The sequence below is a fragment of the Paenibacillus sp. FSL R5-0749 genome, assembly GCF_038595085.1.
GTDB lineage: Bacteria > Bacillota > Bacilli > Paenibacillales > Paenibacillaceae > Paenibacillus.
In genome coordinates this window covers 5,824,235-5,844,617 of sequence record NZ_CP152005.1, presented here as the reverse complement: position 1 = coordinate 5,844,617, position 20,383 = coordinate 5,824,235, and the positions used below count along the sequence as shown (strand labels likewise).

At 44.5% G+C, this 20,383-nt stretch carries 18 protein-coding genes; 12 read left to right on the top strand and 6 right to left on the bottom strand.

Annotated features, from left to right (window positions below; genetic code table 11):
* Positions 1-325 precede the first annotated feature (325 nt).
* From ppc to MKY85_RS26090, 8 genes are all read left to right on the top strand, one after another.
* A complete protein-coding gene (ppc, locus tag MKY85_RS26125) occupies positions 326-3,118 on the top strand; it encodes a phosphoenolpyruvate carboxylase (RefSeq protein WP_339237973.1) in 2,793 nt (930 codons plus the stop codon).
* Between the two features lie 260 nt (positions 3,119-3,378).
* Positions 3,379-3,945 carry an RNA polymerase sigma factor SigW gene (gene sigW / locus MKY85_RS26120; protein ID WP_264933311.1) on the top strand — a complete coding sequence of 189 codons (567 nt, stop codon included), beginning with the start codon at positions 3,379-3,381 and terminating at the stop codon, positions 3,943-3,945.
* A 136-nt stretch (positions 3,946-4,081) separates the two neighbouring features.
* Entirely contained in the window at positions 4,082-4,696 is a 615-nt protein-coding gene (locus MKY85_RS26115; protein ID WP_339237968.1) for a zf-HC2 domain-containing protein, read from the top strand.
* A gap of 314 nt (positions 4,697-5,010) precedes the next feature.
* The gene (cdaA, locus tag MKY85_RS26110) at positions 5,011-5,847 is read left to right on the top strand and encodes a diadenylate cyclase CdaA (protein ID WP_017692119.1); all 837 of its coding nucleotides are present in this window, start codon (positions 5,011-5,013) and stop codon (positions 5,845-5,847) included.
* The gene (locus MKY85_RS26105; RefSeq protein WP_342571126.1) at positions 5,840-7,333 is read left to right on the top strand and encodes a CdaR family protein; all 1,494 of its coding nucleotides are present in this window, start codon (positions 5,840-5,842) and stop codon (positions 7,331-7,333) included. The genes cdaA and MKY85_RS26105 overlap by 8 nt, the downstream gene beginning before the upstream one ends.
* Before the next feature lie 72 nt (positions 7,334-7,405).
* Entirely contained in the window at positions 7,406-8,746 is a 1,341-nt protein-coding gene (gene glmM / locus MKY85_RS26100) for a phosphoglucosamine mutase (protein ID WP_339237964.1), read from the top strand.
* Between the two features lie 886 nt (positions 8,747-9,632).
* Positions 9,633-11,465, top strand: coding sequence for a glutamine--fructose-6-phosphate transaminase (isomerizing) (gene glmS / locus MKY85_RS26095; protein WP_342571125.1), 1,833 nt, complete (start codon positions 9,633-9,635; stop codon positions 11,463-11,465).
* Positions 11,466-11,630: 165 nt separating this feature from the next.
* The gene (locus tag MKY85_RS26090; RefSeq protein WP_342573484.1) at positions 11,631-12,143 is read left to right on the top strand and encodes a cysteine hydrolase family protein; all 513 of its coding nucleotides are present in this window, start codon (positions 11,631-11,633) and stop codon (positions 12,141-12,143) included.
* Positions 12,144-12,345: 202 nt separating this feature from the next.
* On the opposite strand, the gene MKY85_RS26085 is transcribed toward MKY85_RS26090, so the two are convergent.
* Entirely contained in the window at positions 12,346-12,996 is a 651-nt protein-coding gene (locus MKY85_RS26085) for a nitroreductase family protein (protein ID WP_342571124.1), read from the bottom strand.
* 129 nt (positions 12,997-13,125) lie between these two features.
* Between MKY85_RS26085 and MKY85_RS26080 the strand changes: the two genes are divergently transcribed.
* Entirely contained in the window at positions 13,126-13,491 is a 366-nt protein-coding gene (locus MKY85_RS26080; protein ID WP_342571123.1) for a MerR family transcriptional regulator, read from the top strand.
* A gap of 43 nt (positions 13,492-13,534) precedes the next feature.
* Here the strand turns inward: MKY85_RS26080 and MKY85_RS26075 are convergent, their stop codons facing one another.
* Both MKY85_RS26075 and MKY85_RS26070 read right to left on the bottom strand, forming a co-directional pair.
* Complete coding sequence (locus tag MKY85_RS26075) at positions 13,535-14,209, bottom strand: VOC family protein (RefSeq protein WP_342571121.1); 675 nt, start codon at positions 14,207-14,209, stop codon at positions 13,535-13,537.
* 25 nt (positions 14,210-14,234) lie between these two features.
* Positions 14,235-15,098 (bottom strand): LysR family transcriptional regulator, encoded by an 864-nt coding sequence (locus MKY85_RS26070; protein WP_339257548.1) that lies wholly within the window; start codon positions 15,096-15,098, stop codon positions 14,235-14,237.
* Between the two features lie 185 nt (positions 15,099-15,283).
* Between MKY85_RS26070 and MKY85_RS26065 the strand changes: the two genes are divergently transcribed.
* Positions 15,284-16,468 (top strand): MFS transporter, encoded by a 1,185-nt coding sequence (locus MKY85_RS26065; protein WP_342571120.1) that lies wholly within the window; start codon positions 15,284-15,286, stop codon positions 16,466-16,468.
* A gap of 38 nt (positions 16,469-16,506) precedes the next feature.
* Here MKY85_RS26065 and MKY85_RS26060 read toward each other — a convergent pair whose 3' ends face one another.
* The gene (locus MKY85_RS26060; RefSeq protein ID WP_342571119.1) at positions 16,507-17,538 is read right to left on the bottom strand and encodes a YafY family protein; all 1,032 of its coding nucleotides are present in this window, start codon (positions 17,536-17,538) and stop codon (positions 16,507-16,509) included.
* An 87-nt stretch (positions 17,539-17,625) separates the two neighbouring features.
* Between MKY85_RS26060 and MKY85_RS26055 the strand changes: the two genes are divergently transcribed.
* Positions 17,626-18,069 (top strand): VOC family protein, encoded by a 444-nt coding sequence (locus MKY85_RS26055; protein WP_339237948.1) that lies wholly within the window; start codon positions 17,626-17,628, stop codon positions 18,067-18,069.
* Between the two features lie 139 nt (positions 18,070-18,208).
* On the opposite strand, the gene MKY85_RS26050 is transcribed toward MKY85_RS26055, so the two are convergent.
* Both MKY85_RS26050 and MKY85_RS26045 read right to left on the bottom strand, forming a co-directional pair.
* Entirely contained in the window at positions 18,209-18,685 is a 477-nt protein-coding gene (locus MKY85_RS26050; RefSeq protein WP_339237946.1) for a DMT family transporter, read from the bottom strand.
* Between the two features lie 12 nt (positions 18,686-18,697).
* Positions 18,698-19,132, bottom strand: coding sequence for a DMT family transporter (locus MKY85_RS26045; protein ID WP_339237944.1), 435 nt, complete (start codon positions 19,130-19,132; stop codon positions 18,698-18,700).
* A 186-nt stretch (positions 19,133-19,318) separates the two neighbouring features.
* On the opposite strand from MKY85_RS26045, the gene MKY85_RS26040 reads away from it, so the two are divergent.
* On the top strand, positions 19,319-20,155 hold the full coding sequence (locus tag MKY85_RS26040) for an AraC family transcriptional regulator (protein ID WP_339237943.1): 837 nt from the start codon (positions 19,319-19,321) through the stop codon (positions 20,153-20,155).
* Positions 20,156-20,383: the final 228 nt, after the last annotated feature.

Below are 20,383 nucleotides of genomic sequence, written 5' to 3'. Positions count from 1 at the left end.
ATAATGAAATTATGCAGTTTTACCTTATAAACATGTACGGTTACTCATATCTAAATTAATTGTATATTTATGAGTTTTTAGGTATAGGTATGAGACTTTAGGTTTATCTAAAGTATGTGAAAAAGGTATCATGCGACAGCATATGACCATTAATTGAAGCAGAACAAGAAAATGAATAAAAAAGCGTGTTTTTGTGCTGTAAATCGGGGATAATCCCCATTTTTTCTAGTAGAAAAATGAAGATTTTCGTACCATTTTATTGTATGATGTTATGAAGGTGTCAAATTTGCGTGTACGAATGGAACGATCAGATGGGAGGATAAGCATGACTGAAACTATGGTAACCGCCAGCAAAAGCCAATCCAACAACCTGCTTCGGCGAGACGTGCGGTTCCTGGGCAATATACTCGGAGAAGTTCTTGTCCATCAAGGCGGCACGGAGCTTCTAGATATCGTTGAGAAGATTCGGGAAACGAGCAAATCGTTGCGTGCAGAATTTCTGCCAGAACTCTATGCAGAGTTCAAAACGATGATCCAGGAATTAGACTCGGACAATCGTCATCAGGTTATTCGGGCATTCGCTATTTATTTTCAATTAGTTAATATTGCTGAACAAAACCATCGGATCCGGCGTAAACGGGATTATGAACGTTCTGCAGGGGACGCTGTGCAGCCAGGATCGATTGAGAAAGCAGTACAGGATCTTAAGGAACGTGGATTGTCTCATACAGAGGTGGAAGAGATTCTCGACGATTTGTCGCTGGAACTCGTTATGACAGCTCACCCAACCGAAGCCATGCGCCGGGTTATTCTGGACATCCACAAACGGATATCCGAAGATGTCATGCTACTTGATAATCCTACGCTGACGTTGCGTGAACGTGAACAGTTGCGTGAGAAACTGCTGAATGAGGTTATTACTCTCTGGCAGACAGATGAACTTCGCGACCGCAAACCGACTGTACTCGATGAAGTGCGGAACGGGATGTACTACTTTCATGAAACGTTGTTCCACGTACTTCCGGATGTATATCAGGAGCTGGAACGCTGCCTGAACAAATTTTACCCTGACCATGACTGGCATGTGCCGACGTATTTGCGGTTCGGTTCCTGGATCGGTGGAGACCGGGATGGAAATCCTTCGGTAACTTCAGATGTAACATGGCAGACGTTGTTGATGCAGCGCAAGCTCGCTTTGCGTGAATACCAACGGATTATGATTGAACTTATGGGCCATCTCAGCTTCAGCACGAACATCATCCACGTATCGGATGAGCTGGTGCAGTCGATTGAGCAGGACCGTAGTTGTGTAACGTTGAAAAAAGTGGATATGTGGCGGAATGAAAAAGAGCCATACCGCATCAAATTGGCCTATATGATTGCCAAGTTGAACAATGTATTGGATGAGAACAAATTAGGTCAGGCTGACCGTTATCATAGCGCTCAGGATTTGATTGATGATCTGATGATTATTGATCGAAGTCTGCGCCATCATTTTGCCGATTACGTAGCGGATACAACTATTCGCAAAATGATTCGTCAAGTTGAGTTGTTTGGTTTCCATACCGCAGCATTGGATGTGCGTCAGCACAGTCAGGAACATGAAAATGCGATGTCGGAGATTTTGGCGAAAATGAACATTGTAGAAGATTATGCGCGTCTGACTGAGGACGGTAAAATCGATCTGCTTGCTCGTTTGCTTGATGATCCGCGTCCGCTTACTTCTCCTTATCACCAATACACGGAGGGAACCAAAGAGTGTCTGGATGTTTTCCGTACCATTAAGCGTGCCCAGAACGAATTTGGGACCGGCTGTATCACAAGTTACCTGATCAGTATGACACAGGGCGCAAGTGACTTGCTGGAGGTTATGGTATTTGCCAAGGAAGTAGGCTTATTCACCAAAGGAAACAATGGTGAGGTTGTATCTACACTTCAAGCGGTACCGCTGTTTGAAACGATTGATGACCTTCATGCGGCTTCGGACATTATGCAGAAGCTATTTAACCTTCCTGTATACCGTGCAAGCGTAAAAGGACGGAATGAACTACATGAAATCATGCTAGGTTATTCCGACAGTAACAAGGATGGTGGAGTGGTTACAGCCAACTGGGAACTGCGTGTAGCAATGAATGCGATCACGGCTGTAGGTAATGAACACGGCGTTAAGTTGAAGTTCTTCCATGGACGTGGCGGAGCTCTTGGACGTGGCGGCATGCCACTCAATCGCAGTATTCTTGCTCAACCACCACATACCATTGGTGGAGGCATCAAGATTACAGAGCAGGGAGAGGTTATTTCTTCTCGTTACTCCCTTCAGGGAATTGCATACCGTAGTCTGGAGCAGGCAACTTCTGCACTGATTACAGCAGCACTGAATGGTCTTGAGCCGCAAGAATCAGAATCCGAGCGTCATTGGGACAGCATCATCAAAGAGATTTCACAAGTATCTTTGACGAAATATCAGGATTTGATTTTCCGTGATCCGGACTTCTTTACCTTCTTCAAGGAATCCACACCGCTTCCAGAGGTGGGTGAACTGAATATTGGTTCGCGTCCGTCCAAACGGAAAGGTAGCGACAAGTTCGAAGATCTGAGAGCAATTCCTTGGGTATTTGCTTGGACGCAAAGTCGTTATCTGCTTCCAGCATGGTATGCGGCAGGAACAGGGCTACAAAGTTTCTATCAGGATAAAGAGGAAAATCTGGTTGTCCTAAAAGAAATGTATGCAAGCTTCCCATTCTTCCGCACGCTGATTGATACGGTTCAGATGGCTGTAGCGAAGGCAGATCTGGTAATTGCCAAAGAGTACTCAGCTATGACTTCCAACAAGGAAGCACGGGATCGCATATATGGACAAATCGAATCTGAATTCAAGCTTACAAAAGAGCTTATTCTGAAAATTACCGGAGAAGCTGAAATTCTGGATGATGTACCAGTTATTCAAGAATCCATTCGTCTTCGTAACCCTTATGTTGATCCGTTGTCCTACATGCAGGTCCAGCTTCTGAGTGAGCTCAGAGATATGCGTGAACGTGGTGAGGACGATACGGAACTGCTCAGAGAAGTGTTGCTGACAATCAATGGCATCGCTGCAGGGCTGCGTAATACAGGTTGAGGATTTAACTGCTGCATCTGAAAAATTATATGTAACAAAGTACCCATTATGTTGTTGAATAATAGCTCCATTCTCTACTCTACGGAGTGAGAGATGAAACGGGACTCCTGAGGGAGTTCCCGTTTTTACTGTTTTTGGCGGATATTTGTCATACAGTCTTGATTTTTGACCAAAGTTGATTTACGATTTGATTGGTGAATTACAAGTGTGGACGGGTATCAGAAGACGGAAGACCCATCAGCATGTCTGGGGGAATAAGGGTGGACAATTTGGAGAATAGGCTTGTGAGACTGGTGCTTAAAGGCGACCAGAGAGCCTTCGCAGAAATCGTTGAACTATATAAGGACAAGCTGTTTCATTTGGCATATCGGATGCTGAACAATCGTCATGAAGCTGAGGACGTTGTGCAGGAGACGTTTTTGCGTGTGTTTCGCAATATGGAGAAGTATGATCCGAACCAGAAGTTCTCAACCTGGATCTACCGGATCGCGACCAATCTGTGTATTGACCGACTGCGCAGAAAGAAACCTTCATACTCTTTGGATGCTGAACTGAATGATCAGGAAGGATCGGATGGTTATGCGATGCTTCCGAGTGATGATCGTACACCAGAGAGTGAGGCACTGCTGTCAGAGACGCAAACGCTCATTCGTGAAGCCATTGACAGTTTGCCAGCCAAGTATAAGTCCGTTATGATTCTAAGGTATTTACAGGACTTGTCGTTACAGGAAATCAGTGACGTGACAGGTATGCCCGTAACAACGATCAAGACACGCGTTCATCGGGGCCGTGATTTTCTACGTAAAAAATTGGAATACAAGTTATAAATGTTATACGCCTTGAAATATGGGCAAAATTATTTGAAACATATCCGAAACGGATGCGTATGTAATGTATGCAAGTCTTATGCGTGCTTTTTAATGGCTCATGGACTAAGTGATTTAAGAAAGGATTGGCTCTCATATGGATTGCAACTCGGCCGTCTCTTTAATGCATGAATGTTTGGATGAGTCGTTGTCCCCGGCCCAGAAGGTTGAATTAAAAAGTCACCTGGTGATCTGTCCGGATTGTCGCATGCGCTTTAAAGAGTTGGAACAGACGGAAATGCTACTCTTTGCCATGAAACACTATTCACCGTCTGCCTCTGATGAGCTGACCAATCGAATTATGAATGCTCTGCCCCAGCCCAAGAGACAGCAAATATGGCTCAAATGGGTCAAAGGACATCCCGCGCTGACGGCGGCAGCCTTCTTTTTGGTCGTGATGCTCTTTAGCGCCTTGAATTTCTGGAATCAGAATAACGAAATGGTTGTTAAGGGAAATAATCTGGACCAGATCGTGATTCAGGGTAACACGGTTATTGTTCCTGAAGGTAAGTCAATTGCTGGCGATCTTACGATAGAAAATGGAACCGCACAAGTATATGGTGATGTGAACGGCAATCTGACGGTTATCGACGGACAACTGTTTCAGGCTTCAACGGCGCATATTTCGGGTCAGGTGAAAAGTATTGATCAAGCGCTGGACTGGGTCTGGTACAAAATAACCAATATGGTAAATGAAGTGGCTTATCGCTAGAACAGGGTAAAATCTTCAATGGTATATACCAAGCAGGGTACCTCCAGATTGCATGGGGTACTCTTTTTTTATACGTAAACTTTGTAATTCATGGTAAATGTGATGTTTATGTGCAGTTTGAGACTGCCGTAACTTGCAACCTGAACGTTAACGTTATAACCTAGATACTAAAGAGAACATACTACTACATATAGATAAGCATTTTGTATATATCGAATGATGCAAAAATGCGTAGACAAAGGATTATATAAAATCCTAATGGGTTAATATGAGATCAGGGTTTACTCATCAATGGGGATAGCGGGGGCTGGCTTATGAATTATTTTGCTGACTTAACGTGGACAGAGTCCATTAAGGACGTTATCGATATATTGATCGTTACCTATATTATGTACAAACTGATTTTGCTTGTGCGGGGTACACGTGCTGTTCAGCTCCTGAAAGGAATTCTGTTCCTTGTGCTGATCTGGGCATTAAGTACGTGGCTAAACCTGTATACGCTCAAATGGTTAATGAACCAAATGTTTACGTTTGGTGTCGTTGCGGTGTTCATTATCTTTCAGCCGGAACTGCGTCGTGGTCTGGAGCAATTGGGACGCGGTAAGCTATTTGGTCGTTCAGCGGCAGCGAGTGATGAAGAGTTAACGGTGTTAATTGGTGAGATTATTAAGTCTGTTAATTATCTGTCACGGCGTAAAATCGGCGCATTGGTCGTATTTGAACGTGAAACGGGTCTGAACGATTACACAGAATCGGGTATTAAGATGCACTCTCTGGTCAGCTCGGAGCTGATGATTAACATCTTTATTCCAAATACACCGCTCCATGATGGAGCCGTCATTATACAAGGGAAACAGATTTCGGCGGCAGCTTGTTATTTGCCATTATCAGAGAATCCGTTTATCAGTAAAGAATTGGGGACACGCCATCGTGCAGCCATCGGGATCACCGAAGTTGCAGATGCGATCTGTTTGGTTGTCTCCGAGGAGACCGGACAAGTATCACTGGCGATGAACGGACAGGTCGTTCGTGATATTAAGGAAGAATCGCTGATTGCCAAACTGTATGAGGAGTTGCGCCCTACATCCAATCTGAAAAAGAATGGTTGGACAACCTTCTGGAAACGGAAGGGAGGACGTAACAATGGATAAGTGGTTTAACAATAATAACTTTGCCAAAATACTTGCGCTTGCGGTGAGTCTGCTGCTCTGGTTCATGATTCATCTGGATGAAGTACCAACCACCCCTACGATTACAACAGGCACAACCAACAAGGTTGTGGAACGTACGGTGCCTGTTCAACCTTATGGATTAGACAGCAACAGCTATGTGCTTACTTCATTAAGTACGGATGAGGTCCGGTTGGAGATTAAAGGACAGCGCTCGATGCTCACATCGATCTTTACCAATGACGATTACAAGGTACTGGTGGATCTGAGCCAAGTGAAAGATGGGTCGAATACACTGCCGCTTGTACCTGATTTGCCTTCCGGGGTGGAAGTAGTCAGTATGGAGCCTTCCATGGTTACCGTGAATGTAGAAAAATTGGGCACCAAATCCTTCAATGTGAATATTGTACCCGAAGGGGAACCATCCGCCGGATACAGCGCTGGGACGCCCGTGATTGAACCTTCGACGCCGGTCAAGGTAACTCTGCCCGAAGGGCAACTCGAGGCAGTAGCGAAGGTCCAGGGCAGTCTGAGCGTAAAAGATGCCAAGGAAGATGTCATACAGAAAAAAGTGAAACTTCAAGCATATGATGCTGAAGGTAAGGTCCTTGAAAACGCGATTATAACGCCTCAAACGGTTGAAGTCCGAGTTCCGGTCAGTCAGCCCTATACATCTATACCCTTAAGAATCAAATACTCGGGACAGCTACCAGAAGGCCTGGTTCTCTCCACAGTAGAGCCTAGCGTGAAAGAAGTCTCGGTTTATGGATCTGAGGATGCGCTTGCGGGTATACAGTCCTACGACCAAGTAACCCTTGATCTTACCCAGTTTGATCAGTCGGGTACATCGACAGTTAACGTGGACTTGACGCCGCCTTCCGGTTTTGAGAAAATCGAGCCTAGTTCGATTCAGCTCAAGGTAACCATATCACCATTTGACGAGGCAGAGGAGACAACGAAAGTCTTTCCGAACGTCCCCATCACACTTACCGGTGCGGGAAATGGACTGGAAGGGACGCTGGTTACGCCTCGAAGCGGCGGTCTGAACCTTACACTCACAGGCTCACCAAGCATGCTCGAGGGTCTGAGTAGTGAGGATATCAAGTTGACAGGTGATCTTGCTGGACTTGCGGTTGGAACGCATGAGATCGAGCTTGAAGCCGACCTGCCCCGTTTTGCCAAACTGGATGAATCATCCAATGCTCTGAGTGCAACGGTCAAAATTAGCGAAAAGGCTGAAGACACAACGACTACTCCTAGCGAAGAGCCGACTGACGAGGGAACGGTAGCACCTGACCCTTCACCAGCCGAGGTCGAAAATGGGGGAACTGAGCCTGTTCCTGATGAAGAAGAAACGGAATCGAATACGGATACTCAGGATCAGGGCCAACAGGGGAACACAAACAGTCGAGGTAATTTAAATAATAATAACAGCGGTACTGGCAGTAAAAGTGGCACGAATCCGTAAACGTTCTAATTTTAAAATTCTCAAAAAATAATATTAGTGCTCGTATATGATGCGAATAGAAGGAGTTAAATCATGGGGAAATATTTTGGTACAGACGGTGTAAGAGGAGTTGCCAATAAAGAGTTAACGGCAGAGCTTGCTTACAGCATTGGACGTTGTGGTGGTTACGTGCTTGCAGGTGGTGTGGAAAGACCAAAAGTGGTTATTGGCATGGATACTCGTATCTCGGGATTGATGTTGGAATCCGCACTGGTTGCAGGTCTGTTGTCCATTGGCGCTGATGTAATTCGTCTGGGCGTTGTATCCACTCCGGGAGTAGCATATATTGCACGTTTGCTGAAAGCTGACGCAGGTGTGATGATCTCGGCTTCCCACAATCCTGTAGAGGATAACGGTATCAAGTTCTTTGGGGGAGATGGCTTCAAGCTGTCCGATGAGACAGAGAACCGGATTGAAGAGCTGATGGATGCGGAGACAGATCAATTGCCACGACCAGTGGGTGGCGGTCTAGGTACAGTAACGATGGATGAGGAATCCCGTTATCGTTACCTCGACTTCCTGAAAACGACGGTTAATGAGTCGTTCTCTGGTCTTAAAATTGTTTTGGACTGTGCGAACGGAGCAGCTTATGAGCTGGCACCGAAATTATTCAGTGAACTTGGTGCAGAAGTCATTGCCATTGGCGCTGAGCCAAACGGCCTGAATATTAATGAGCAATGTGGCTCAACGCATCCAGAGAACCTGAAACAGGAAGTGCTCAAACATAAAGCGGATCTGGGTCTTGCTTTTGACGGGGATGCAGATCGTCTGATTGCTATTGATGAGACTGGCGCTGAGGTGGATGGAGACTTCATTCTGTGTATCTGTGGTGATGCCATGAATCGTGCAGGCAAGTTGAAGGACAGCACCGTTGTATCAACGGTTATGAGTAACATCGGATTCTACAAAGCAACAGAGAAACTTGCACTGAAAACAGCTAAAACTGCAGTAGGTGACCGTTATGTGATGGAGGAAATGCGTCGCGGCGGTTACAACCTAGGCGGAGAGCAATCTGGCCATGTTATTTTCCTGGATTACAATACAACGGGAGATGGTATGCTGACTGCGATTCAACTCGTGGATACGCTCAAGGCTTCCGGTAAAAAACTGAGTGAGCTCAAAGCGCTAATGACCCAGTACCCACAAGTATTGGTGAATGTGCGTGTTGAAGATAAGAGCAAATATGAGGGCAATTCTGCAATTGAGCAAGCTATTGCTACAGTAGAACAACAACTTGGCGATAATGGACGTGTGCTCGTTCGTGCTTCTGGGACAGAATCTCTGATCCGTGTTATGGCGGAAGGACCAGACAAAGACGAACTTGAACAATTTGTGTCTCAAATCGCAGATGTAGTTCAAAAAGAATTGGTATAGGATTGGGGATTGGTACGTGTTCAAAAAGTCTGGTTTTCAGTACCGAGAAGATGGAATGAAGATAGAAATGGAGTAGCGGAGCGTAGGCAAACTACGTGAGCAACTACAATGTTTCAATAGGAAACATACTTCGTAAGCTCCCGCTTATTTCGGCTGAATTTCATATTCGATGCTGATAATGCCATTAGGCATGATTCGTAATCAAAAGCGGACTTTTTGAATTTCCTCTATTCATGAATATTCCTGCGTCCCGGCCTGATGAGACCATAGGTCCGATTATCCGGTCGGGATTGTGGGTAAATATGCTGAAATTGTCACAGGTACTTTGCTCCATTGCAAAATGGACCTGACGTGCATATAATGAGTGGAGTCGTCATTCAGACACAGAAAGTGAGGAACGTAAGGTTACAGTTACACAAGCGCCAGAGCTTGGAGTTGCGCGGGATGATGTTGATCAGGATTTCTTCTAGGTTGAAGAACGGCTGATTAACATCAACGGCAATCAAGCTGACGAGGTGGAGGTGTTCGGATTGTTCGGCGGGGACCTCCCGGTGAAGCACCAGAGCCGTAAACCGGATTGCGGAAAATGGATAGGTGACTGTCCACACAACGCGCCGGTGCAGGTGCAAGAGTCATACTAAAATTCAAATGAATGTGCGTGAAGAGCGTAAACAGTACGCGGACGGGAAAATGATGTACATTCATGATTGCATTCATAACAGCTTATGATGACAGCGGGGCGACACGAGGTCGCTCTGATCATTGATAATTGAATAAGTACCAAGTATTCATGAAACGCTAGGCAATCACTCATTTTTCCGATATGCCGCCTCTGCCTGTTTCTCTTCGTGACACAGTATTCATATACAAACGGAGGAAATAAACTATGTGCGGTATTGTTGGATATATTGGTAATAAGAACACTCAATCGGTATTGGTCGAAGGATTGAAGAAACTCGAGTATCGTGGTTATGATTCTGCAGGTATTGCGGTATTCACACCAGAAGGTCTGCAAATCACGAAAGCTCTGGGTCGCCTTGCGAACCTTGAAGCCAAGCTGGATGGTGCACCACTGGTAGGTAATGCCGGAATCGGACACACACGTTGGGCTACTCATGGTAAACCATCGGATGAGAACTCTCATCCACACACAGATGGAAGTCAGAAGTTCTCTGTTGTGCATAACGGTATTATTGAGAACTACCTGGATCTGAAGGACGAATTGATGGCTCAAGGTCATACGTTCACTTCCGAGACAGATACTGAGGTTATCTCTCACCTGATCGCACGTGAATACAATGGTGATATCGTTAAAACAGTACAAAAAGTGATCACGTTGTTGCGTGGCGCATTTGCACTGGGTGTGTTGACTGAGCATGAGCCTGAGAAACTCGTAGCTGTGCGTCAAGCAAGTCCATTGATTATCGGTATTGGTGAAGGCGAGAACTTCATTGGTTCCGACATCCCGGCAATTCTGGAACATACACGTAACGTGTACATTCTTAATGATGGTGAAATGGCTGTATTGACACATGATGCTGTCGAATTGATGACGATTGAAGGCAACTTTATTTCTCGGGAAATGATTCGTGTCGATTGGGATGCTGTAACCGCAGAAAAAGGCGGATTCGAGCACTTCATGCTGAAAGAAATTCATGAGCAACCAAAAGCATATCGTGATACTATGCTGGGTCGCATCGATAATGAAGGCAAAAAAGTTCAACTTCCTGAGTTGAAAATGACTGAAGAACAAATTAAAAATATCCGTAACGTTCAAATCATTGCATGTGGTACAGCGTACCATGCAGGTCTGGTTGGACGTACAGTGATTGAGCAATTGGTGCGTATTCCGGTTGAAACAGATGTGGCTTCCGAGTACCGTTACCGTTCTCCAATCGTGCACAAAGATACTCTCGTCATCGTAGTTAGCCAATCTGGTGAAACTGCCGATACGCTTGCTGCATTGCGTGAAGCACAATCGAATGGTGCACATGTACTTGCAATCACAAACGTCGTGGGCAGCTCGATTGCACGTGATGCAGATGACGTTATCGCAACATTGGCAGGTCCTGAAATTGCTGTAGCTTCTACCAAAGCGTATACTTCACAGTTGATCGCGTTCAACTTGCTTGGTCTGTACCTTGCCCAAGTTCGTGGTACTCAAACTGCTGAAGAGATTGCACACACGCTGGCAGCGATGCAAGCATTGCCTGAGCAAGTAGAGTCCATGTTGGAGCAAGCCGATGCAATCAAAGGATATGCAGAGCAAATCTCCAAACATGAACATCTCTTCTTCATCGGCCGTGGTCTTGACTATGCAGTAGCTCAAGAAGGGTCTTTGAAGTTGAAAGAGATCTCTTATATTCACTCCGAAGCTTATGCTGCGGGTGAGTTGAAACACGGTACGCTTGCACTGATTGAAGACGGTATTCCTGTTATTGCCCTGGCAACGCAGGAGAACGTACTTGAGAAAACAGTGAGCAACATTAAGGAAGTAAAAGCACGTGGCGCAGATGTATTGGCAATTACGTACGAAGAGCACGTAGCACCATTGCTGAAATCCGTAGACCAAGCGTTTGCCATTCCTAAGACGCTACCACTCTTGAGCCCGGCTCTGTCTGTAGTTGCGCTGCAATTGCTGGCATACTATGCTTCACTCGCACTGGGTCACGATGTGGATAAACCACGTAACCTGGCGAAAAGCGTAACGGTTGAGTAAGGTTGATTCTGGATTATTTTTTAACAAGTAAATAGATATTCAAAAAGATGATATGACTTGGTCATATCATCTTTTTTTGTTATCCAGTATACTGATCATAGGAATTTTCATCATCAATAGATCTAAGTTGAATGAACATATTGCAAACGAAGAGAGGTTAAAATGATGGAGATATATGCGGATGTGTTGATTGTTGTCGATCTACAAAATGGCGTTTGTTATGATGGAAATCATTTGGATGATTTGAATAACTTACTGAATAGAGTGAATAGAAGAATTGCTTTGTATAGAGAAATACATAAACCGATTATATTCGTTCAACACTGTGATGAAACATTAGTGCCAGGAGAAGAACCATGGGCGATACATGCCGATCTTGATGTTCAAGAGCAAGATTTTTTTGTGCAGAAAATGCATGCGAATTCGTTCTATGAAACAAATTTGAAAAGTCTATTGGACCAATTAGCTGTAAGTCGTATTGAGTTCTGTGGCGCCCAAACAGAATACTGTATGGATGCTACAATAAAATATGCTCATGGATTGGGATACGACAACTATATGATACAGAATGGCACTTCCACTTTGGATAATCCATGGATGTCTGGAAAAGAAACCATTTCTTTTTATGAAAACATATGGAACCATAGATTCTTGAAATGGATAGATGGTGGATCGTAGAACAACGGATCGTACAAAACTCGCCACATAAAATCTCTAAATAAGACCAAATCTCTGTATCACTAACATAAAATTGAAGGCATATAGAAGAGGTCCTAATGACATTGAATATGGTCATAGGACCTCTTTTTTATTTAAATACAAGTACGCGTTTTCTATATTAACAGTGGTCTAGATAAGAAGGAATGTGTAAAGCTATGGGTTACGCCCAACTCGTAGTCGTTTCAACCGGGAGACGATAGGAAGGATAGCCATCTTTGGCTGCTTTACCTATGGAAATCAACATCACGGGCTGGAAACGCTCTTTATCCAGGCCGAAGGCCTCAGCAATCTGGGCTTTATCATAACCGGCCATAGGATTCGTATCATAGCCATGAGCACGGGCAACGAGCATGAGTTGCATGGATATGAGGCCTGAGTCAATGAGGTTCATATCACGCAGTTCGGCTGGAGTTATGTTTGCATAATAAGGTTGTACCTGCTGCATCTGCATATCCATGATGTCTTGTGGCATATATCCAAGTTCCACCGATTTGCTGAAAATCTCCTCCATGTACTCCACATTGTTAGCGTCGTAAAATACGGCAATGACAGCGGAAGACGTTAGTGCCTGTGTCTGGTTAAAAGAGGCCAGTGGTGCAAGTTTTTCTTTGCCTTCAGCACTGTCGATGACAAGAAAACGCCACGGTTGCATGTTAATCGCCGAGGGGGCACGTGAAGCTTTCGCCAATATTTCGGTCATCTCCTCGCGGCTGATTTTCACTTCAGGGTCGTAAGCTTTAACGGAATGGCGCTCCAAGACGATGGTATCAAAATCATTGGTTTTGTTGAATTGGCCGGTAATTGTATTCATATCGATCTCTCCTCATATCTATATTGGTGAGATTAGGATATCGGTGGTTATATCTGCATCCGTCTCACTATGAGGATTGTAAACTATGAAGTATACTTTATAGCAAGAAGAAGAAACGGGGCGATTTAGATGAAGATTAGTGAAGTAGCGAACAGTGTAAACCTTCCGATTTCCACGATTCGGTACTATGAGAAAATAGGTATTATCACGGATGAACATGTGCTTAGAGATCAAAATAACTATCGGAAATATGCGCAGAGCATTATTCAGCATCTGGATGTGGTGAAACAATGTGTGGCTGTAGGCTTTACGATTCATGAGATCCAATCGATGATCTCTAAAAATGGGTTTTCAAGTAAAGATCAGGCAAGCATCATCCAAGCGAGAATATCAGAAATTGAAGAGGTGCAAAAAAAATTAGAGAATTCCAAACATACTCTGTACGAGCTTCTTAAATCGGATATCACGTGTGAGGATGGATTTGGTAAGTACTGAGCGGGACGTACCTCTTGAGCTTCTCAGTCAGTATATTTTTACATCATATTGAAACAATAGAGTACCGACCCTTTTGTAAATGTAGATTACCGGGCTTGCCAGCTTCCACCTTCACCTCAGTGGCAAATACACCGGGCATCCGCCCGTCTGGGAACCAGGGCATCTTTTTATCAATCACAATAAACATACCTTCTGCATCACCCGTGGGGGAGAATTTCTTCCCATCTCCCGCAAAGGGATTAAGGTGATAATGCTCATTCAATGTGCTCATCGTCTCAGGAACATCATCCACAGGCAGACCGATTTCACTAATACATATCAGATGCTTCGCTTCGAAAGCTTCATCGACTGCATTATCGAGTGAGTGGTGAGCGATGAATTCCATCAAGTTGCCGTTTGGGTCATAGAAATAGAAGGCTGTTGCATCCCAGTAGGGGAAATAAAATTGATCTTGTCCATTCTTGGAAAGCAACGGAATGTTACGGTTTTGGGCCCACTTTTTTGCATCAGCGAGTGTATTCGTTGGAATCGTAAACGCTATATGATAGTATGGATTCTCTTCCTCCGGTGCCTTCTTGAATGCAAGGACCGAGTCTCCTGCACGGAATGAAACGAATGTTGTATCATCCTCCACAAGCTCCAACTCAAGTAGTCTACCGTAAAACTCTCTCATGGCCTCGATCTGATGTGTCAACAAACTAACTTCTCTTATTTTCAATTCAATACCTCTCCTTCTAAACTCATCATTGATTGAAATACTCGATCGTTTTCTCAATAAATGCCTTAGCCGATTGCGTCAGGTAACGGTCGGACCGATGGATGATCTCAAAGTGTCGGTATGGTGGATCATCTGTAATTCGAATGCATCTTAGCGTGGGTTCATTCATGGCTTGGATCAGAGGATAAGGCAGCAGTGTTCCTCCAACGTTGGCTTTGACCAGACTAATGATGGAGGTTGCCGAACTGGTCTCCATGATGGTATTAAGGCTAAAACCATATTTACGACAATAGTCATCGACTAATTCCCTGCCGGTAAATCCTTCGGGGAACATCACCGTTTGAATATCACGTAACTCCTGAATTTTAATCGTGCTGCGGTCAGCCCAATCGTGATTCTCGGAAACGACAAGTACATATTCTTCACTGCACAAAGGAATGCGTACAAGCCGATCATCAGGGGCAGATGTGATCTCTATACCGATGTCGACTTCATTCTCCAACACTTGATTCACGACATAGATCGAAGAAATAACCTTCAATTGCACCTTGGGGAACCGGGCATGAAAATCAACGAGCAATGGAGTGATACGGTAATCCAAATCGGATGGAAGAACACCGATAACCAATCGTCCCCGCTGATCATTGCGGAATTCTGCTAGCGCATCCTGGGTATTCTGTAAATGCCGAATCATCTGTACACAGTGCTCCAGAAATAGGGTACCTGCCTGGGTCATCACAATTTTTTTGCCGACACGGTCAAACAAAGGAACACCAAGTTCATCCTCCAACCCACGTATTTGTTGACTCAACGTAGGTTGAGATATGCCAAGTTTCTCAGCCGCCCGAGTAAAATGAAGCTCCTCGCACACGGTAATAAAGTTTTCCATCTGACGAATTTCGATGGGGAATCACCTCGTATCATTGGTTTTAGTAATCATTTTAATAGAAATAATAGTATTGTTCAATCATTCTAATGATTCTATACTTAATCTTATACCACTCGAAGATCATGTCATTAATGAATTGGATTTTGGATGAGGGTAAGGATATTACTACCATGAGGTGATTCATAATGAAACTACTTTATATTGTATTGGCACTGATTCTGGCTTCACTAAACTTAAGACCATCCATTACCTCGATATCTCCTCTGATGAGTACCATACAGAATGATCTGGGTTTGAGTGGCATGACGGCCAGTCTGTTAACAACACTACCGGTATTATGTATGGGCATATTCGCTCCGTTCTCCGTAAGATTAAGTCGAAGGTGGGGGAACGAGGGTGCTATTGTACTGGCTTTAATTTTTATTGGGATAGGTACAGGATTACGATTGTTCGTGGGTGCAACTCCGTTGATGATGTTTACTTCTTTTTTGTCCGGTGTAGGGATTGCATTGGCAGGGCCGCTGTTGTCCAGCTTCATTAAGCAATATTTTCCTAACCGAGTAGCAGCCATGGTCGGCATCTACTCTACTGCGATGGTGATGGGGGCCAGCATTAGTGTAGGATTATCCGTTCCGCTTCAGCATATGCTGGGTGGATCTTGGAGAGGGTCTTTGGCCACATGGACATTACTTGCAGTCATTGCATTGCCGATCTGGTTAAAGTTAGCCTGGTCTGCGCGTACAGATCGACAATCCGGACAAACTTCGTCTGTCATTCATGCGCCACTACCAGTGAAGAACAGGCGTGCATGGGTGCTGACCTTATTCTTCGGACTGATGGCAGCGATCTTCTATTCATTAACCGCTTGGCTTGCACCAGCGATTCAGGGTCTGGGATATAGCCAAGAGACTGCTGGCAACGTCCAAACGTTATTTACGTTAATATCACTGCCCTCAACGTTATTCATTCCCATGCTTGTACACCGGTACCAAAGACGTGTGTTCTGGCTTGTTGGATGTGCGTTGTTGGAATTGATAGGGGTCCTGATGCTGAATCTCTCTGTCAGTCCGTGGCTCGCGGCGATTCCGCTTGGGATTGGTGCAGGTGGGTTATTCCCGATTGCACTGATGCTGCCGATTGATGAGACAAGCAATGCTCAGGAAGCCAGCAGCTGGTCTGCCATGACGCAATCTGGTGGTTATATTCTTGGCGCACTTGGGCCGCTGGCAATTGGTTGGCTTCACGACCTGACAGGCAGATTTGTGCAAGCATTCTATGGTTTGGCTATCATCATTGTGCTACAGATCATCGTGCAAATAGCTATTGGCAATAAGAAGAGCACGGGAGTTGTTGGCCAGAAGCGGAGCTAAAAGTCATGTGAAGTAAAATGGGTATAGAAATATAGTCTTTATACATGATCTAACAAGTCCATATAATACTGTCGCAATGATTCTTTTAACGTGTCGGGTTCCATAATTCGAATGGATTTACCGAATCCTGCGAGGTATCTCAATATGAAATTAAGTTCATGAGGCTCATACGAACCTGCAAGAAGCATGTGTGCCTGTTCACTGCCCGATTCGTTGACGTGTATGATCTGCATGGAGGGAAAATGTTCTTGCCGGAAAAGTTCAACCCCGGCTTCGTCAATCCGACATTGAAATGGAATAGCATCTGGTGATGGTTCCCATAACAAATGGGTATCCTGTGCATGAAGCTCAATCACGTGAGCCAAAGGTTCAATGTCGGACACTTCGGCTGATATGATCCGGTCACAACGGAACACCCGGTACGCTTCTTTTTGCAGATCATAAGCCTGGCAATACCAGTAGCCTTTCCTCGCATAGAGTGCTATGGGTTGGATGGTGCGAATACTGGTGTTGGACGTGCGGGATGATGGATCTGATTGTTCAGACTCTGCAAGATTCGCAGGGGATGGCCTATGATCAGGGGATATCCGCTGATTAGCGTAAGTAACCTGGATCACTATATTCTGCACAGCAGCCATCAACAGAAACTCCAAATGTGCACTATCTCGGATCTGCTCCGTATGTCGGAAGGAAACCCGGTGTTGGATATTCTCAATATTTTGTCGTTGCTTGTCGGATAACGCACTCATAAATTTCTCATGAATGGTACGGAAAGAGACCTCAAAGGGTAAGCTGGAGAAGCTTCGGAGAGCCTGCATCGCAAAATAAAGGGCATGAAGCTCACCCGTATTGAACGAAATGGGAGGCAGCTGCATCTGTTGCAGCAGTCGATATCCGCCGTAGCGTCCATATTCGACATAGATGGGCGCACCCAACTCTTCCAATGAAGCGATATCTCTAATCGCGGTTCGTTTGGAAATCTGAAACTCCTGCATAAGATCTTGCAGGGTGAACTGTTGTTTTTGATTAATATAGCGCAGCATCTGGTTCATGCGTTCTGATTTTTTCATATCTAACCCTCTTAATGGTGCCATGGTATGGCACCTTTCGTTGTTATAGTGATAAGTGTAATTCAATAGGAACAAGGAGGCAATAACATGAACTTTGAAGTGGTACCATTTTTGTCGATGAACGGGGATGCGGCGGCAGCCATTGCTTTTTATGAGGAGTTTCTGGGCGCTAAAGTCATATTCAAAAAAAGTTATCAAGAGATGAAGGAGATGAACCCGGGCTTCGAGTACCCTGCCGGTCAAGATGAGTATATTACACACTCGGTACTTGAGATTGGGGTTAACAAAGTCATGATTGCGGAAGAAGCAATGGACACGGAGAGAGCATGGCAGCTAGGGAACAACACTTCATTATGTATCCAATCCAAGGATAAACATACGATTGATCAACTGTATCATTCTCTGATGCAACATGAGGGCGTGAAGGTACTGGTACCTTATGAGCAAAATGAATTTAGCCCAGGTTATGGCATTGTACGGGACCCGTTTGGCATTGCGATTCAGCTATGTGTGACGGTACATGATTTTTAACTTAAAAAACATCAAGAAAGAAGAGCCATGACATCATATGCTCTTCTTTCTTCTATATCTATACAATGTCGTTTGAGCAACCAAAAGTTTGGGAAATCCAAATGTCACTGGATATCAAATATCGAGAATTACCGATCATTTATTTGCTAAGCGTTACCGCTTGAGCTTGGTCATTCTTTTCACTGAAAATCAGAGCTAATGCAGCGAGCATCAGGATAAGTGAGACAGCTCGCTGCCAAGAGAATGCAATGAATTCACCACCGAAAAGCCCCAGGGCGTCGATGATAAAACCGGCAACAATCTGACCTACAATCGCCGTAAGATTAGCAGGGGTCACGCCCAGTTTATTTACAGCCAATGTGGACAGGAATAAATATCCGAAACCAAGGAAAACCGCAGAAAGCTGTAATTTGGGCGCATGAAGTAAGTCGAGTACATGTCCACTGCCAAAAAAATTAATGAGTACAGCCAGAATCAGTGTACCTGACGCAAACGTGAAGAAAACCGTCTCCAGCAGACCGATATTTCGGCTAATCGTACCATTGATCGAGGACTGCGCACTAAGTACAGCTCCACCCACCAAGGTGACAACAACAATCAATAAACCAATACCCATCGTAATCCTCCTCTAGAATAAAGTAAGAGCTAGCGCACCCAGCATAAGTACCAAGGCGGCAATTCGTTTGCTTCCTACTGCTTTGCGATTGCTCCCCAGCCATCCGTAATGATCGATCAGAATACTGGTCACCATCTGCCCGACAACAATGGCAATCATGGAGATCCCTACACCCACAATGGGAACACCAATGACTAATGTAAGCAGATAGGTGACCCCAAGCAAACCACCAAGCAGGTTCCACTTTGGAAATTTGGTGATGGCAGCGAGGTTTCCTCTACCGAAGAAAATCAGCAGAATCAGTGAAATAATTGCCCCCATGAAGAAGTTATAGAAATCAGCTTCGAGTGTGCCGACTTGTTCTCCAAGTTTGCCATACAGTGCCCCTTCAAAGCTTAGAAGAGCTCCTGTTGCAATAGCGATGATATAAAAAATCAGTTTTTTCAATCTACCTCGACTCCTTGACATGGTATGGATAAAAAGGTGCATGACTCATCATAAGAAAATGGGGAAGGGAAGACAATAAAAGATCTTGCTTTATTTTTCTGAGAAATTATAGATCTTGCTGTGGTAAAAGGGGTATATTAATACATCTAGAAAATAATTCAGACACGAATGCAGGAGGAGACAGGAATGATCGATACAAGCAAAGAAGAATCCTCCAGATTGTTATATATAGGAAAAGTGCAGGGCAATCCCAATTGGAATTTTCCAAGTCACATGCATGAGGATATCAGTGAAATGGTGTATGTGTCCGATGGAGAAGGTGTTATTAAAATTAACGGATATCCATATACGGTCAAAAAAGGCGATCTGTTAATCTACAACCAAGGTGTAATTCATGAACAATGCACCTCTCCCAAATGTCCACTCAGTCTTTATTATTGTGGAATAGCGAATATCTATTCGGATGGAACGCAAACAGAGCATATCATTCCTGAACACGCGTCTCCGTATATCGAAACGAAGGAATACGCTAGAAGGATTGGCGATCTGTTCGAGTTCATGTATGAGGAATCCTCCAATCAAAAGACGGGCTATGACAAAATCTGTGAAGGACTGCTTGGCGTAATGCTTGCCATAGTTCAGCGGTTAGCTCAACCCAATGCCTCACAAAAACAAGATTCGGATCATCTCGCCGTACGGATCAAGGAATTTCTCGATGATAACTATCTTCAGCACCTGAAGCTTCAGGACATCGCTGCGTACTTTCATATGAATCCTTATTACTTATCTCATGTGTTCAAGGACAAATATAATGATTCTCCAATTCGTTATATTGTCTATCGAAGAATGGGAGAAGCGAAGCGGCTGCTAACCTCATCGGACATGAAGGTAAGTGAAATTGCACATATTTTGGGTTACCAGAATGCTAATTATTTCACTATTTTGTTCACGAAGACGATGGGCGAGTCACCCACCCAATATAAGAAGAATGAAAAGGTGGAACGTGTTGATCTGGAGACTTGAACCCCGAGATGTAATGTTCCCTTGATGGCACATGGGAGGGGAATGAGTGATGGCAGTTAGTTTGTGTATGGAATGGCGCCGAGGGGCATGCTGATCGAACTGATCTCCTACCCTGCGGACATACAGTATCTAAGGGTAATAGCGGTTACTAAAAAACAGAAAAAATGTTAGAAATACAGAAGTGTATGCTGCTTTGCTTTATGTTACGATACGTAAAAGTAGATACAG